This is a genomic window from Promicromonospora sp. NPDC052451, from assembly GCF_044547525.1.
Taxonomy (GTDB): Bacteria; Actinomycetota; Actinomycetes; order Actinomycetales; family Cellulomonadaceae; genus Promicromonospora.
The window spans coordinates 465,933-479,924 of sequence record NZ_JBIUAP010000002.1; the positions used below are offsets into that span (position 1 = coordinate 465,933).

Genomic DNA, 13,992 nt, shown 5'->3' on the forward strand with positions numbered 1-13,992 from the left:
GGGTCTGGACCCATGGCCCGTCTGCCGCACCGCGTCGCTCGTGCTCGTGCCGTCCGGCAGCGCGGGCCGGTGGTGGGGTTGCCCGCGCAGCCGTTCGGCTACGCGATGCTCGCCACCCTCGGCGTCGGTGCCGGGCTCGGTGTTCTCGGCGCCCTGGCCGCGGTGGCGACGGTGCTCGTGTACGTCGGGCTCGCACTGTTCCTGGCGCTGGCCCTGGAGCCGGCCATCCGGTTCGTCGCGAGCCGTGGGCTGCCCCGCTGGGCCGCGGCGACTGTGGCGATCATCGGGTTCGTGCTGGTCATCGCGCTCTTCGTCGTCGCGGTGCTCCCGCTGGCCGTCCAGCAGGTCGGCATCTTCGTGGACCTGCTCGTGGATGCGCTCCGCGACCTGCCGAACCAGGCCTGGTACGCGTGGACCACGCAGAACCTCGTGGCGCTGGACCTCAACGGCCTGCTGTCGTCCCTGACCGAGCTGCTCACCGACCCCCAGCAGCTCACGGCCATCGCGGGCGGCGTGCTGCAGGTCGGTACCGGGCTGGTCAACGGTGTCACGGCTGTCGTCGTCGTGACCGCGCTGACCATCTACTTCGCCGTCACGCTGCCGACGATGATCGCGGCGCTGCTCCGGCTCGTGCCGCGCTCCCGGCGGGCGCTGACGGGGTCGCTGCTGACCGAGGTGCTCGACTCCGTGGGCCGGTACGTCTCCGGGCAGCTCGTCCTGGCGACGGTCAACGCCACCTTCACCCTGATCCTGACGTTGTTCGCGGGCAGCCCCGCGCCGATCCTGCTCGCCGTCATGGCCTTCGTCGCCGCCCTCATCCCGGTGGTCGGCACGGTGATCGGCTCGACCCTCGTGGTGCTGGCCACGCTGACGGTCAGCCCGTTCGCCGCCGTGGTCGTGGCGGTGCTCCTGCTCGTCTACATGCAGGTGGAGGCGTACGTGCTGGCGCCGCGGGTGATGAGCCGCGCCGTGGCACTGCCCGGCGCGCTGGTCATCGTGGCAGCCCTGGCCGGGGCGGCGCTCGGCGGGATCCTGGGCGCGCTGGTCGCCGTGCCGGTCGCCGCGGCCGGGCTGCTGATCGTGAACCGGGTGGTGCTCCCGTACCAGGAGGCTCGCTGAGCGAGCCTCCTGGTACGGCACGCCGTCACCCCTCGCCGGGTGCTTGCGCGGGGTCGGCGTCCGGTGCGGGCGGGGTCGCAGTCGGAGCCGACGCCGCAGGTGACCGGGTCGGTGCCGCGGGCGACGGGGACTGACCGGCGGGCGCCGACCGGGACGGAGCCGGCGACGACGGCGACGGGGCTGCCGTGGGTGCCGCAGAGGACGGGGACGGTGCCGGTGCGGACGTCGACGGTGTCGGTGTCGGTGCCGGTGAGGTCGGCGTGGGCGAAGGAGCAGGCAGGCTCGGTGTCGGTGTCGGTGTCGGTGTCGGTGTCGGTGTCGGCGTCGGCGTCGGGGACGGCTCGGGCGACGGCGACGGGCCGGCCGCCGGCGGTGTCGGGTCGGGTTCCTCCGGCGTCGGCCTGGGAGTCGGCCTCACTGTGGGGTCGCCCGGCTTCGCCGCCGGGCTGCTCGGCGTGGGCGGAGCCGCGGGATCGCTGGGCCGCGGCCCGGGGGCGGGCCTGGCCGGCTGCGGCGCCCGCGGCGTCTCGCGCGCCTCGTCGGGCGCACCGGTCGCGGGGCGGCGCGCCTCGTGACCGTCCGGTCGGAGCTGTCGTACGGGCTCGGCGCCGCCGTCGGCGGAGACCGGTGCGCCGCCGTCCGCGGGGGACGGCGCCTCGTCCGCCGGGTCGCCCGGGGTCCCGGTGCCCACGTCGGACGGGTCGATCGCCCGCTGCGGGATCGCTCCCGCCGCGAAGAACTCGAAGTGCCACGGCTCCGGCTTCGTACCGTCCGGGCGCGCCCACGACGGGTTGTCCCAGCCGTACCGCGGGCCATGCACCCGCAGCCACACGTACTCAGGCGAGGCGCCGCCTGAGATGGGCCGGCCCAGGTCGACCGCCAGGCCCCAGCCGTGGTTGGAGGTGCCGGGAACCGCCGCCAGGTGCGGCTTGGCGGCGGCCACGGCGATCTGCGCCGCGAACGACCGGTAGGAGTCCGTGATGGGGATCGGGTAGCCGAACTCCCGCTCGAACTCGTCGCTCAGTGCCATGAGCCGCTCCGCGGCGTCACAGCGCAGTAGGTGGCCGGGCGCGAAGTCCAGGGGGCACAGCACCGAGGCCGGGATCCGCCCGTTGGCGTACTCGACGGTGGACTCCCCGAAGGACGAGACCACGTCGAGCAGACTCTGCCGCAGGGTGAGGCCGGCGCCCGCTGCGTCGGCCCGCAGCAGCGCCGACTGGTCCCGGCTCTGGCCCGGCGCTCGCACCTCGACCGGCGCGCCTCCGAGCGCCAGGTCGAGCAGGCTCGCCAGCCGGACCGTGGCCAGCACGACCTGCCGGTACGTGACGGGCTCGGTGTCGTCCGCCGCTTCGTCCGACCCGAGGTCGTGCGCGACCAGCCTGCTCGGCACCTCGTCGTCCGCGCCCGACCCGTCCGCGCCCGACCCGTCCGCGCCCGACCCGTCCGCGACCACCTCGGCCCGGCCCTCGTCGTCCCCCGCCCCGCGCGCGACCGGCGCGTCCTCGACCCGCAGCCCGCCGTTCCGCTCGCCGGTCACCAGCCGCTGCGTCCGGTACGTGGTGTACAGCATCCCGAGCTCGGCGGCCGCCTGTGCCACCGCCGGCCGGAGGTCCGGGCCGAGCTCCGGCACCTGCCGCTCGGCACGGGCCAGTACCGCTGTGACCTGCTCGAACGTCACGTTCCAGGGCGCGGACGACGTCTGTACGACCACTCTGTCACCCGAGGACCCGGCAAGGCTGTCTCCGCCGGACGACCCGGCGCTCCCCACCACGCCGAACGCCCCGCGCGACATCCCCGCGAGCGGTGCCGTCCGGTCTCGTTCGGTACCGGCCAGGTGCATGCCCGGTGCCGCGGTGAACAACAGACCGCCTGCCGTCACCGTGGCGACGGCGCCCGTCCAGGCGGTGCGCAGCAACCTGCGGTTGCCGGGTCGGGTCGGGGGTGTCACGAGCTCGTTCGCCTGGTCCTGCACGCGTCGCTCCTTCTGTCGGTCCTGGTTTCGCGATGTGCGCTGCGGTGATCCGGATCGTTGGTTTGGTCAAGAAGTCCTTCGCGGCAGACAAAGGAGTATCACGAGTCGCTCCCGCCCACGCGCCGAGCGGGGCGTCGCGGGTGCGGTCGCGGGTGTTTCCGGCGGCGCACGCCCCCTTGTCGGGCGTCGGCGCCTCAGAGGCGCCATGGCCGACCGGCCGCTCACCTCGTCGTTTGGGCGCCGGACTGCTCGGAGGGGGTGAAAAACGTCCGGAAGTTGATGATCTAGTTGGTGATTTCTTGGGTCCTGGCTGGTGATCGGGCGCGAAGTGGATGGCATTGATTACGCCGTACTGGATGCGGACCGTTCGGTTCGCGAGCGAGGGGACAGCAGATGCGCGTACCAAGGCCGACGACGACGAAGACCCGCCGCGGGTTCTCTCTCGGTCGATACAGACGAGGCCCGGCGATCCTGATGACGCTCAGCCTGCTCGGGGCGGGCCTGGTGGCCACGTCGTTGACGTCGGGGACGTCGAGCGCGGTGGCCGCGCCGGGCAACCCGGGGGTGCCGGGTGACCCGCAGGTGCTCTTCGTCGAGGACTTCGAGAACCGGGCTGCCGGCTCGAACGTGCTCCTGACGGACTACACGGGTGCGGACGGGACCACCTACACGGCCGACCCGTTCTGGGTGGACCGCAACAACTGCAACGGCTTCATCATCAACCAGACCAGTACCCGCGTGGCCGGGGACTGCAGCGGGACGCAGCCCGACGCCTTCGGCGCAGCGACGTTCACCTCGCTGACGGCCCTGCCCTACACGCTCGGCGTCATCAACGGCACCGACCCGGCGGGCAACGCCGCGGCGTCGTCGTACACGTCGGGCAGCTCCGCGGACAACCAGGTCCAGTTCCGGACGGCCAGCCCGCTGGCGCTGACGACCGAGGGCCGGTTCGTCACGTTCTCGGTGGACGCGGTCGCGCAGAACTGTCAGGCCACGCACCCCGAGCTGCGGTTCTACCTCGTCGACGGCGAGGGGACGGAGATCCCGGTGTCCAGCACGGCGATCGACCCGTGCACCGATCCGCGGGGCACGCAGTACACCTCCCCGACCCAGGACGGCACGACCCGCGTGGTCACCGGCGGCCGCTTCCCGGCCGACGGCTCGACGCTCGTCACCGGCGGAGAGTTCGGCATCGTGATGCGCAACGAGAACGGCGACGGGACCGGCAACGACGGCGCGTACGACAACATCCGCGTGCTCGACGTGACGCCGCAGCTCGACAAGGCGTTCAGCCCGACCTCGGTCGCCACGGGCGGTGTCTCCACCCTGACGCTGACGATCACCAACACGAGCGACCTGGCCGCCAAGAACGGCTGGTCGTTCACCGACGACCTCCCCGCCGGCCTGGTCGTCGCCGACCCGTCCGCCGTCGCCACCACCTGCCCGGCCGGTGACGTGACCGCCGTGGCCGGGGCCGCGTCGGTCGCCGCCACGGGCAACCTGGACGCAGGCATGGCGTCGTGCACCATCACGGTGGACGTCACCGCCGACGAGGCGGGCAGCTACACCAACGGTCCCGACAACATCTCGGCGATCGGCCTCGACTACCCGGACCCCTCGACCGTCACGTTCGGCGACCCCAGCCTGGCGCTCGTCAAGACCGCGGGCGAGCCCGTGGACGTCAACGAGAACGGCATCACGGACACCGGTGACACCATCGCCTACACCTTCGAGGTGACCAACACGGGCGACGTCGCGATCGACGACCTGGCGATCGACGACCCCACGGTGGGCGCGATCACCTGCGAGGCGACCTCGGTCGAGCCGGGCGACACCGTCACCTGCACCACCGACGAGCCCTACGTGGTCACCGACGAGGACGTCGAGGCGGGTTCCGTCGACAACTCGGCGACCGCCACGGGCACCCCGCCCGGCACGGACACCCCGATCAGCTCGCCGCCCTCGGAGACGAGCACGCCCGTCGAGGCGCCGGACCCCGCCCTCACCGTCGTGAAGTCGGCGTCGCCGTCCGGCCCGGAGGCCTTCACGGTGGGGCAGGAGATCACGTACTCCTTCGAGGTGACCAACACCGGCAACCTGTCGCTGAGCGACATCGCGATCGACGAGACGGAGTTCTCGGGCACGGGCGAGGTTCCGGTCGCGACCTGCCCGGCGGACGTCCTCGCCCCGGGTGACTCGCTGACGTGCACGGCCACCTACACGCTCACGCAGGCCGACGTCGACTCGGGCGAGGTGGCCAACACGGCCACGGCCACCGGCACGCCACCGGGGGACACCCCGCCGCCCACGTCGCCGCCGTCGACCGTCGAGGTCCCCAGCACCCCGGCGCCCGGGCTCGACGTGGTCAAGACCTCGGACACCGAGAAGATCACCGAGGTGGGCCAGGAGGTCGTCTACTCGTTCGAGGTGACCAACACCGGCAACGTCACGCTGACCGACGTCGAGGTCGACGACTCCGACTTCTCCGGCTCGGGGGAGCTGTCGCCTGTCGAGTGTCCCCAGGAGGCCGGCAGCCTCGCGCCGGGGGCGACGGTGACCTGCACCGCGAGCTACGTGGTCACGCAGGCCGACCTCGACTCCGGGAAGCTGACCAACACGGCCACGGCCACCGGCACCCCGCCGGGGGACACCCCGCCGCCCACGTCGCCGCCGTCGACCGTCGACATCCCCGGGACCCCGAAGCCTGGCCTCGAGGTGGTCAAGACCTCGGACACCGAGAAGATCACCGAGGTGGGCCAGGAGGTCACCTACAGCTTCGAGGTGACCAATACCGGCAACGTGTCGCTGGCCGACGTCACGGTCGACGACTCCGACTTCTCCGGGACGGGTGAGCTGTCACCGGTGGAGTGCCCGCAGGAGGCGGCCGACCTGGCGCCAGGGGCGTCCGTGACCTGCACGGCGACCTACGAGGTGACCCGGGCCGATCTCGAGACCGGTGAGCTGACCAACACGGCCACGGCCACCGGTACCCCGCCGGGCGGCACGCCGCCGCCCACCTCGCCGCCCTCGACCGCGACGGTCCCGGTCGCCCCGGACGACGCCGGCCCTCCGGCGCCCCCGGCACCCGCCCCGGCCGACGGCCCGGCTGACGGCCCGGACGGCGCGCTGGCCTCGACCGGTGCCGACATCGCCGGGGTGACCGGCCTGGCGGTGCTGTTCCTGCTGACCGGCGTGGCGGCCCTCATGATCGCCCGACGCCGCACGGTGGGCTGACCCGCACCGTCCCCTCGCGCCGCCGTCGTACGTGGCGGCGCGAGGGGACGCCGGCGTGGCGCGCGACGGGGAGAAGAAACGGTCAATTGCCATCTGTGCGGCATATCTTGACCGCCGTTTCGAACGCCCTGTGAATCGGTTTATCGAATGTCTTATAGTGCCGTCGAATGGTTCGTCGGAAACGACGGACCACTCCTGCAGCACCCGTGCCGGTGCGCCCTTGAACAGGGAAGACGCCGGAGACGCCGCTCGTTCCGCCCCCGCCCGCGGGTCGTGGGGCCACACGGCGCCCCGGCGCCCGCACCCGGCATCGCGGAAGCGCGCCGACGGCACGGTGGAAAGGGGATGCACCCACTTTGTCCGACGATGTTGCGTGGGCGGAGCCGTCCGCACCGGTGTTCCGGGCAGGGACCGGCCGGACTCTTGACGACGGCGCTCTGCGGGCCTTCTCCGCGGGAGACCTGGACACGCTGGAGGACCTGGCGGACCGCTGGTGGTTCGAGCTGCCCGCCCGCTACGGCACGGAGCTGCTCGGCCTGCTCGAACGGCTGCCCGCCACGGTGACTGCCCGGCGTCCCCGGCTGCTCATGGCCGGCGTGCTGGCCTACCAGCTCGCCGAGGCGGGTGACGACGTCCGGCTCCGGGCCGCGATGCGCCTGTTCGAGCTGCACGGCGTGCGTCTGTCGAAGCGGCTCCGCTCGTTCACGCGCCCCGGCGACGCGGTCGCCGCCGGGGTGCTCGCGATGCACGCGGCGCGGACCCGCGGCCAGTACCGCACGGCGGAGGGGATCGGCGCCTGGCTCGAGGAGCACCTGCTCCGGACGGATGCCACCGGTGCGCTGCCCTGGAGCGCGGACCGCCGCGTGGGGCGTCCGGGGCTGATCGCCCTGAACCGGGGCGTGACGGAGATGCTCGCGGGACGTCCCGCCGACGCGGTCGGGCACCTTCGGCGCGCCCACGAGCAGGCAGGCCCGCCCCCGTTCCAGCACTTCGCGGGCGCCTCGGCCGCTGCGAACCTCGCGCTGCTGGCCGCCGTGCGCGGGCACCACGGGATGGCCGGGGCCTGGCTGGAGCGCATCCGGCGCAGCGGGCCGGTGCCGGCCTGGCTCGAGGGGCACCTGCTCCTGGGTGCGACCATCGCCCAGGCCCTCCTGGCGATCGACCGGCTGGACCTCTCCACCGCGCGGCAGGCGCTCGACCGGGCGGGTTCCGCCGAGGAGCAGGGTGACCTGTGGCCGTTCCTCGCGGCCGCCCGGGCGGCGTACGCGGTGGCCTCCGGGGAGCCGGTGAGCGGTCTGCTCGGGCTGGACGCGGCCTGCTTCGCGCACGGGATGGCGGCCCGCCCGGGCCCTGGCGCGCACCCCGTGCTGCTGCGCGCGCACGCCGACCTGCTGGCCGCGAGCGGGGAGGGCAACCGGGTGGTGGCGCTTGCCGAGAGCGCCGGTGCCGGCGACCTGCTGCCGCCCGTCGCCCGGGTGCGGCTCCTGGCCGGCGACACGGACGGTGCGCTGGCGGTGGCCGGGCGGGCGGCGCGCGACGCCGCGGTGACCCCGCGCGACGCGCTGGAGCTCCAGCTCGTCATCGCCCTGGCGCACCTGCGCACGGGAGATCTCGACGGGGCCCGCGCGCGCTTCGAGCACGCGGTCGAGGTCGGGCGGCAGGGGCTGTACGCCCCGTTCGCGCTGTTCCCCCGCTCCGAGATGCTGGAGCTGTGCCGGCTGACCGGCACGGACCCCCGCGACGTGGGGGCCATGCGGTCCGCCGACGACGACCGGCACCCCACCTCCGGACCGATCGTGCTGCTCACCCGGCGGGAACGCGCGGTACTGGCCGGGCTGGCCGCCGGTGACAGCGCTGTACGCATGGCGGCGGCCCACGGCGTCTCGGTCAACACCGTGCGTACCCAGGTGCGCAAGGTCTACCGCAAGCTCAACGCATCGAGCCGCACCAGTGCCCTCGCGCGCGCCGGCCAGCTCGGCCTGATCCCGCCGGAGACACCCCGGAGCGCCTGACCGCGTCAGCCCCAGAGCTCGCCCAGCCGCTCGGCGAGGGCCTTGCCCTGGTCTCGGCCGGCCCGGGCGGCGAGCGGCCGCAGGGTCCCGTCCATCGCGTTGACGCCGAACAGGTGCTCCGCGTCGGGGCCCGGGGCCACGGTCTCGACCCGGCTGCCGCCCGCCCGCAACGCCTCGACCTGGGTGGCGAGGTCGAGGCCCCAGGCGGCCGGCGTGAGCGTCCGGCCGCCCAGCGGCGACAGCACGAGCACGCGCGCGTACCCGGCGGCCAGGTCGGCGTTCTCGGCGTTGGTGCGGTAGCCGCCGTCGATGTACCGGCCGTCGCCGATCGCGTAGGCGGCGCCGCTGGAGCAGCTCGCGGCCACGGCGTCGGCCAGGTCCACGCCGCTGGACCGGTCGAACACGACCGGGGCGCCCGTGCGGGCGTCCACGGCGGTCAGCAGCACCGTCCGCCGGGGCCAGGTCTGGACGGGCAGCCGCGCGGCGACGATGGCCCGCCACCGCTCCTGCCGGTGCTCGTCCTGCGTCCCGGCCAGGTCGAGGGCCGCCGCGCCCACCCTGCGGCGCAGGTCGGCCGGGTCCGTGGCGGCGTCGATGATCGCGCGCATCCGTGCGAGGTGGTCGGTCACCGGCGCCGCGGGGTCGGTCCTGCCGTGCGCCGCCGGGGCGGTCCGCCCGGTGCTCGCCGGAGCGGTCCGGGGCGGAGGGGCCGTCAGGGCGCCGTCGAGCAGCTCGGCCGGGCTCGCGCCCGCGAGCTGGGCCGCGGCGGTCGAGCCGGCCGACGTGCCGACGGTGAGGTCGGCGGTGGTCACGTCCAGCCCGGCCTCGGCCAGACCGGCGACGACGCCGATCAGCCACGCGTTGCCGGTGGATCCGCCACCGCCCAGGACGAGCGCACGCTCGCCGGCGGGTATGCGCCCGGTGGCGTCGACGGACGGTACGGGGGGCAGGGCTGAGGAAGGTGTGGTGCTCATGGGAGTCGCCTCTCGCGTGGTGCGTGGGCGGGTGCTCCCGGAGGCGGCTAGCGCCGCCGCGCGATCGTGGGCTGCGGGGGAGCACCCGGTATGGTCACTGCGTCCACGGGTCTCACCTCCTCGGCTCGGGTCACGATCTGCGGCGACGCTAGCACACGTCGTCAGGCGCCGGTCTCGTCCGCCACCACCAGGGCGACCTCGCAGAACATCGAGTCGGCCCACGAGAACCACGGGCGGGAGTACGCGGTCGGGTCCGAGGCGTCGAACGACTCGTGCATGCGCCCCGTGCCGCCGTCGGTCCGGGCGAGGACGTCGAGGATCCGGACCCGGTCCTCGGGCGTCCCCGTGAGCGCCTCGACGGCCAGCGCGATGGGCCACACGCGGCCCGGCAGGGTGTGCGGGCTGCCGACGCCGCTCGCCGCCGTGCCCGTCGTGTAGTACGGGTTGGCCGGGCTCAGCACGAACTCCCGGGTCGCGCGCCAGACGTCCGCGTCGAGCACGTCGGGGGCGATCAGCGGCAGCGACAGCAGCGACGGCGTGTTCGCGTCGTCCATCCGCAGCACCCCGTCGAGCCCGTCCACCTCGTAGGCGTACGTGCGGACGCCGGGCGCGTCGCCTGACGGACCGGGCTCCGTGACGATGCCGAACTGCTCGACACCCGTCACGAGCTCGCCCGACAGCGTCCGCGCGTCGTCGGCCAGCCTCTCGTCGCCGAGCACCTCGGCCGCGAGGTCGGCCACGGCGAGCAGGGCCTGTGCCGCGAACAGGTTCGCCGGGACGTTGTAGCCGTAGGTGCAGGCGTCGTCGGACGGGCGGAACCCGCTCCACGTCATGCCCGTGCGCCCGACCGCGGTGCCACGTCCCTCGCGGGCCAGCGTCTCGGTCGGGATGGTGGTGTCGCGCTGGAACCGGTAGGCCGACGCGTCGTGGTCCTGCTCGGTCCGGAGCTGGTCCACGATCGTGCGCAGCACCCGGTGGGCCCGCTCGTCGAGAAAGTCCGTGCGGCCCGTGGCCCGCCACAGGGTGTGGGCGAGCGTCACGGGGTAGGCGAGGCTGTCGATCTCGTACTTCTGCTCCCAGACGTGCGGGTCGTCGCACACGTCCTCGGGGTCGTAGTGGGCGCCCGTCGGCCCGTCGTTGAACGCGTTCGCGTACGGGTCGTGGTCCAGGCAGGCGAGCTGGCGGCGCACGACGGCGGCCACCAGGTCGGCCAGCGGCGGGCACGAGCCGAGGAACCGCAGGTAGGGCGTGAGCTGGGTCGTCGAGTCACGCAGCCACATCGCGGGGATGTCGCCGGTGATGACGAACGCGCTGCCGTCCTCGCCGAGGGTGATCGTGTCGGTGAGGGTGCGCAGCAGCGCGGCCTCGACCATGTCCCCGACCCGGGCGCCCGAGGTGGCGCGGACCCGGTCGGCGGCGTCCCGCAGCGTCGTCGTGATCGCGGGGTCGAGGTGGGTGGACGTCATCGTTCCCAAGGAGTGGCTCCGTTCTCGTCGGTGACCCGGACCGTGACGGCGCCGGCCGGCGGGTCGGGCTCCGGTGTGCACCAGATGCTGAGCGTGACCGGGTCGGCCACGGGCTCGCCGCCCGCCCACGACCCGAGCTGGTCGAGGCCCAGGTCGAACGGCACCGTGGTGGTGCCGCCCGCGGGGACGACGGTACGCCGCACGGCGAGGAGCTGCCGACGCCGCGGCCGCACACCCGGCTCGTGCCGGCGGCCGTAGAGCGGCACGGAGAGGGACCGGTCCGTCGCGGCGGTGCTCGTGACCTCGACGGTCAGCCGCACCACGCCGCCGTCGGCCAGGGCAGCCGCCGTGATCGCCGGCCCGCCCGCGGTCCCGGCCAGACGCGACGTCGTGCCGTCCGTGTGCGCGGTGCCGAACGGCAGCGCCCGGAGCACGTCCGTGTCGACGTAGCCCCGTGCGGTCTCGCGCCGCTCGTCGTGCGCCACGGGCAGCACCCCGTCCGCGGCGGGGAACGTCGCGGGCAGCCGGCCGGAGGCCGTCCCGTCGCACAGCGCGGCGGCGACCGCCTCCCCGCCGGCCGGGCCGGGGAACGGCACCACGAGCAGCGCGTCCACCAGGTCCCGGAGGGCGGTCAGCGCGCGGGGCCGTCCGTCGATCACGACGCCGACCACCGGCACCCCGGACTCGCGCGCGGCGCGGGCCACGGCGAGCTGCGCCTCGGGCAGCGCCACGGACGACAGGTCGACGCCCTCGCCGTTCGTCGTGTCACGCGCGGGACCCGCGACGGCGCCGTTGTCGGCGAACTCGTCGTCGTAGGTGCGCCGGCTGGTGCCGCCGAGCACGACGACGCAGACGTCGGCGCCCGCGCAGGCGGCCCGCACGGCGTCGAGCGCGCCGGGATCGTCGAGCGGCCCGCGCAGGCGGCTGCCCTCGGCGTGCCGCACGCGCTCGGCGCCGAACCGCGCCATGAGCGCGGAGCGCACGGTCGAGGCAGCAGGATCGGGCACGGGGCGCGGCGGCGTGTAGTCGCCGAGCTGCGCCTCCAGGTCGTCCGCGTTCGGCCCGACGACGGCCACCGTCGCGCCCGGGCGCAGGGGGAGCAGCCCGCCGTCGTCGACGAGGACCACGGACTGCCGGGCGGCCCGCTCCACGAGCGCCACCACGTCACGGCCGGCGGTCCCGTCGGCCTGCCCTGCGGCGTCGCGAGGTGCGTCGCCGAGCAGGCCCAGCCGCCGCTTCAGGCCGAGCACCCGGTCGACCGCGCGGTCCAGCGTCGCCTCGGCGACGAGCCCGCGGTCGATCGCGGTCTCCAGGTGCGTGAACGCCTCGTCCCAGAGGCTCAGGTCGACGCCGGCCCGCAGGGCGAGGGCCGCGGCGGAGGCGGGGTCGGGCGAGCTGTCGCGGAGCCGGTCGACGGCGGTGCCGTCCGCCATGACGACGCCCTCCCAGCCCCACCGCTCACGGAGGGTGCCCGTGAGCAGGTCCTCGTTCGCGCTGCAGGGCACCCCGTCGATGTCGTTGTAGGCAGCCATGAAGCCGGCGACGCCCGCGCGTGCGGCGGCGTGCGCGGGCCGCAGGTGGATCTCGCCGAGCTCGCGCCGGCCGATCGGCGCACCCGAGCCGTTGCGCCCGCCCATGCCGGCGCCCTGGGCGGCGAGGTGCTTGGCCACGACGGCCACGTGCGCGCCGTCGATCGGGTCGCCGGCCGAGGCGGTGCCCTGCATGCCCCGCACCGTGGCCGTGACCAGCAGGGCGGCCAGCGCCGGGTCCTCCGAGAAGCACTCCTCGGCGCGGCCCCAGCGTGGGTCGCGCAGCACGTCCAGCCCGGAGACCAGCGCGACGTGGGTGCCGCGGGCCCGGGCCTCGGCGGCGACGGCGGCCGCGAGCTCCTCGGTCAGGTCGGCGTCCATGCCGGCGCCGAGCGCGAGGTTCACGGGCAGCGTGGTGCCGCCCAGCGCCATGAGGCCGTGGGGCGCCTCCTCGACGAACAGCACCGGGATGCCGTCGCCGTAGGTGGTCACGTGCTCCTGCACGGCGGCGTAGGCCTCGGCGCTGCGCTCGGGCGGTACGCCGTTGTCCCAGTGCACCGCGGACCACGGGTCCGCGCGGAGCACGCCGTAGACCGCGCCGAGCCCGCCCCAGCGGTCCACCTCGCGGCGCAGCACGTCGGTGACGCGGGGTGCACCGTCGACCCAGCGGACCGCCTCCCAGCCCTTGAGACGCTGGTTGACCTGGCCGATCCGGGTGACGAGCGGCAGCGACGCCGCGCTCGTGCCGGACGTGCGGGTCACCGGGGTGGCCCGCACGTCCGACAGGTGTGGGTGCGTCATCCCTTGACCGCCCCCGACAGCAGCGCGCGCTGCATCTGGCGCTGGAGCACGGTGTAGACGAGGTACACGGGCAACAGTGTGAACAGGGTGCCGGCCATCAGCACGCCGTAGTCCGTCCCGGCGTCGACCTTGAGGGTCGGCAGGGCCACCTGGATGGTGCGCTGTGCGGTGTCCGGGCCGATCAGGATCAGCGGGTACAGGTACGCGTTCCAGAACGACAGGAAGTTCAGCAGCAGCACCGTCGCGATGCCCGGCACGCAGATGGGCAGGTAGACCTGCCGCAGCACCTGGAGCGACGACGCGCCGTCCATCGAGGCCGCCTCCTCCAGCTCGCGCGGGATGGTGCGCATGAACGAGGTGAGGATGACGATCGACAGGGGCAGCGCGGTGGCCGGCAGCAGGAACACCACGAACGTGCGGGTGTGGAACAGGCCGAGCGCGGCGGCGAGCAGGAACGTGGGGAACAGGGCCGCGAACGACGGGATGAGGAACCCGAGCGCGAAGACGCTCTCGACGATCTTGCCGGCCCGCCCGCGCGCCCGCGCCAGCGCGAACGACGCCGGCAGCGCGAGCAGCAGGGTCAGCACGAGCGCGGCGACCGTGGTCAGGGCGGAGTTGGCGACGGCGAGGCCGAGGTCGGCCTGCCGGATCGCCGTCGTGAAGTTGGAGAAGTCGAACGTCGTCGGCAACGCGAGCGGCGACTCGAAGATCTCCTCGTTCGTCTTGAACGAGGAGACGATGAAGTAGTAGAAGGGGATCACCAGCAGTGCGGCGTAGATCCACGCGAGCGTGCCGCTCGTGATCGAGCCGATGCGGTCGCGCAGGGGGAGTCGCCGGGCGACGGTGGCGCGCTGAGCCATGAGGGTCTCCAGGGCAGGTCGTGAG

At 74.3% G+C, this 13,992-nt stretch carries 8 protein-coding genes; 3 read left to right on the forward strand and 5 right to left on the reverse strand.

What is annotated here, in order from left to right; translation table 11 throughout:
* Positions 1-12 precede the first annotated feature (12 nt).
* The gene (locus ACIG47_RS04975) at positions 13-1,119 is read left to right on the forward strand and encodes an AI-2E family transporter (RefSeq protein WP_397429864.1); all 1,107 of its coding nucleotides are present in this window, start codon (positions 13-15) and stop codon (positions 1,117-1,119) included.
* A gap of 25 nt (positions 1,120-1,144) precedes the next feature.
* On the opposite strand, the gene ACIG47_RS04980 is transcribed toward ACIG47_RS04975, so the two are convergent.
* Positions 1,145-3,091 (reverse strand): D-alanyl-D-alanine carboxypeptidase family protein, encoded by a 1,947-nt coding sequence (locus tag ACIG47_RS04980; protein ID WP_397429865.1) that lies wholly within the window; start codon positions 3,089-3,091, stop codon positions 1,145-1,147.
* Positions 3,092-3,565: 474 nt separating this feature from the next.
* Here ACIG47_RS04980 and ACIG47_RS04985 point away from each other — a divergent pair, with 474 nt between their 5' ends.
* Positions 3,566-6,325: a hypothetical protein gene (locus ACIG47_RS04985; RefSeq protein WP_397429866.1), complete on the forward strand. Its 2,760-nt coding sequence runs from the start codon at positions 3,566-3,568 to the stop codon at positions 6,323-6,325.
* A gap of 356 nt (positions 6,326-6,681) precedes the next feature.
* Positions 6,682-8,337 (forward strand): LuxR C-terminal-related transcriptional regulator, encoded by a 1,656-nt coding sequence (locus tag ACIG47_RS04990; RefSeq protein ID WP_397429867.1) that lies wholly within the window; start codon positions 6,682-6,684, stop codon positions 8,335-8,337.
* Between the two features lie 5 nt (positions 8,338-8,342).
* Here the strand turns inward: ACIG47_RS04990 and ACIG47_RS04995 are convergent, their stop codons facing one another.
* The 4 genes from ACIG47_RS04995 to ACIG47_RS05010 form a co-directional block, all read right to left on the reverse strand.
* Positions 8,343-9,311, reverse strand: coding sequence for a patatin-like phospholipase family protein (locus ACIG47_RS04995; protein WP_397429868.1), 969 nt, complete (start codon positions 9,309-9,311; stop codon positions 8,343-8,345).
* 161 nt (positions 9,312-9,472) lie between these two features.
* Positions 9,473-10,777, reverse strand: a complete 1,305-nt coding sequence (locus ACIG47_RS05000; RefSeq protein ID WP_397429869.1) for a glycoside hydrolase family 125 protein — start codon at positions 10,775-10,777, stop codon at positions 9,473-9,475.
* A complete protein-coding gene (locus tag ACIG47_RS05005) occupies positions 10,774-13,107 on the reverse strand; it encodes a glycoside hydrolase family 3 N-terminal domain-containing protein (protein ID WP_397429870.1) in 2,334 nt (777 codons plus the stop codon). The genes ACIG47_RS05000 and ACIG47_RS05005 overlap by 4 nt, the downstream gene beginning before the upstream one ends.
* Positions 13,104-13,967 carry a carbohydrate ABC transporter permease gene (locus ACIG47_RS05010; protein ID WP_397429871.1) on the reverse strand — a complete coding sequence of 288 codons (864 nt, stop codon included), beginning with the start codon at positions 13,965-13,967 and terminating at the stop codon, positions 13,104-13,106. The genes ACIG47_RS05005 and ACIG47_RS05010 overlap by 4 nt, the downstream gene beginning before the upstream one ends.
* Positions 13,968-13,992: the final 25 nt, after the last annotated feature.

Bases quoted from the DNA above. Each gene is read 5' to 3' on its own strand.
- ACIG47_RS04975 (WP_397429864.1), top strand. From the start codon at position 13: ATGGCCCGTCTGCCGCACCGCGTCGCTCGTGCTCGTGCCGTCCGGCAG.
- ACIG47_RS04985 (WP_397429866.1), top strand. From the start codon at position 3,566: ATGACGCTCAGCCTGCTCGGGGCGGGCCTGGTGGCCACGTCGTTGACG.
- ACIG47_RS04995 (WP_397429868.1), bottom strand. From the start codon at position 9,311: ATGAGCACCACACCTTCCTCAGCCCTGCCCCCCGTACCGTCCGTCGAC.
- ACIG47_RS05000 (WP_397429869.1), bottom strand. From the start codon at position 10,777: ATGACGTCCACCCACCTCGACCCCGCGATCACGACGACGCTGCGGGAC.
- ACIG47_RS05005 (WP_397429870.1), bottom strand. From the start codon at position 13,107: ATGACGCACCCACACCTGTCGGACGTGCGGGCCACCCCGGTGACCCGC.
- ACIG47_RS05010 (WP_397429871.1), bottom strand. From the start codon at position 13,967: ATGGCTCAGCGCGCCACCGTCGCCCGGCGACTCCCCCTGCGCGACCGC.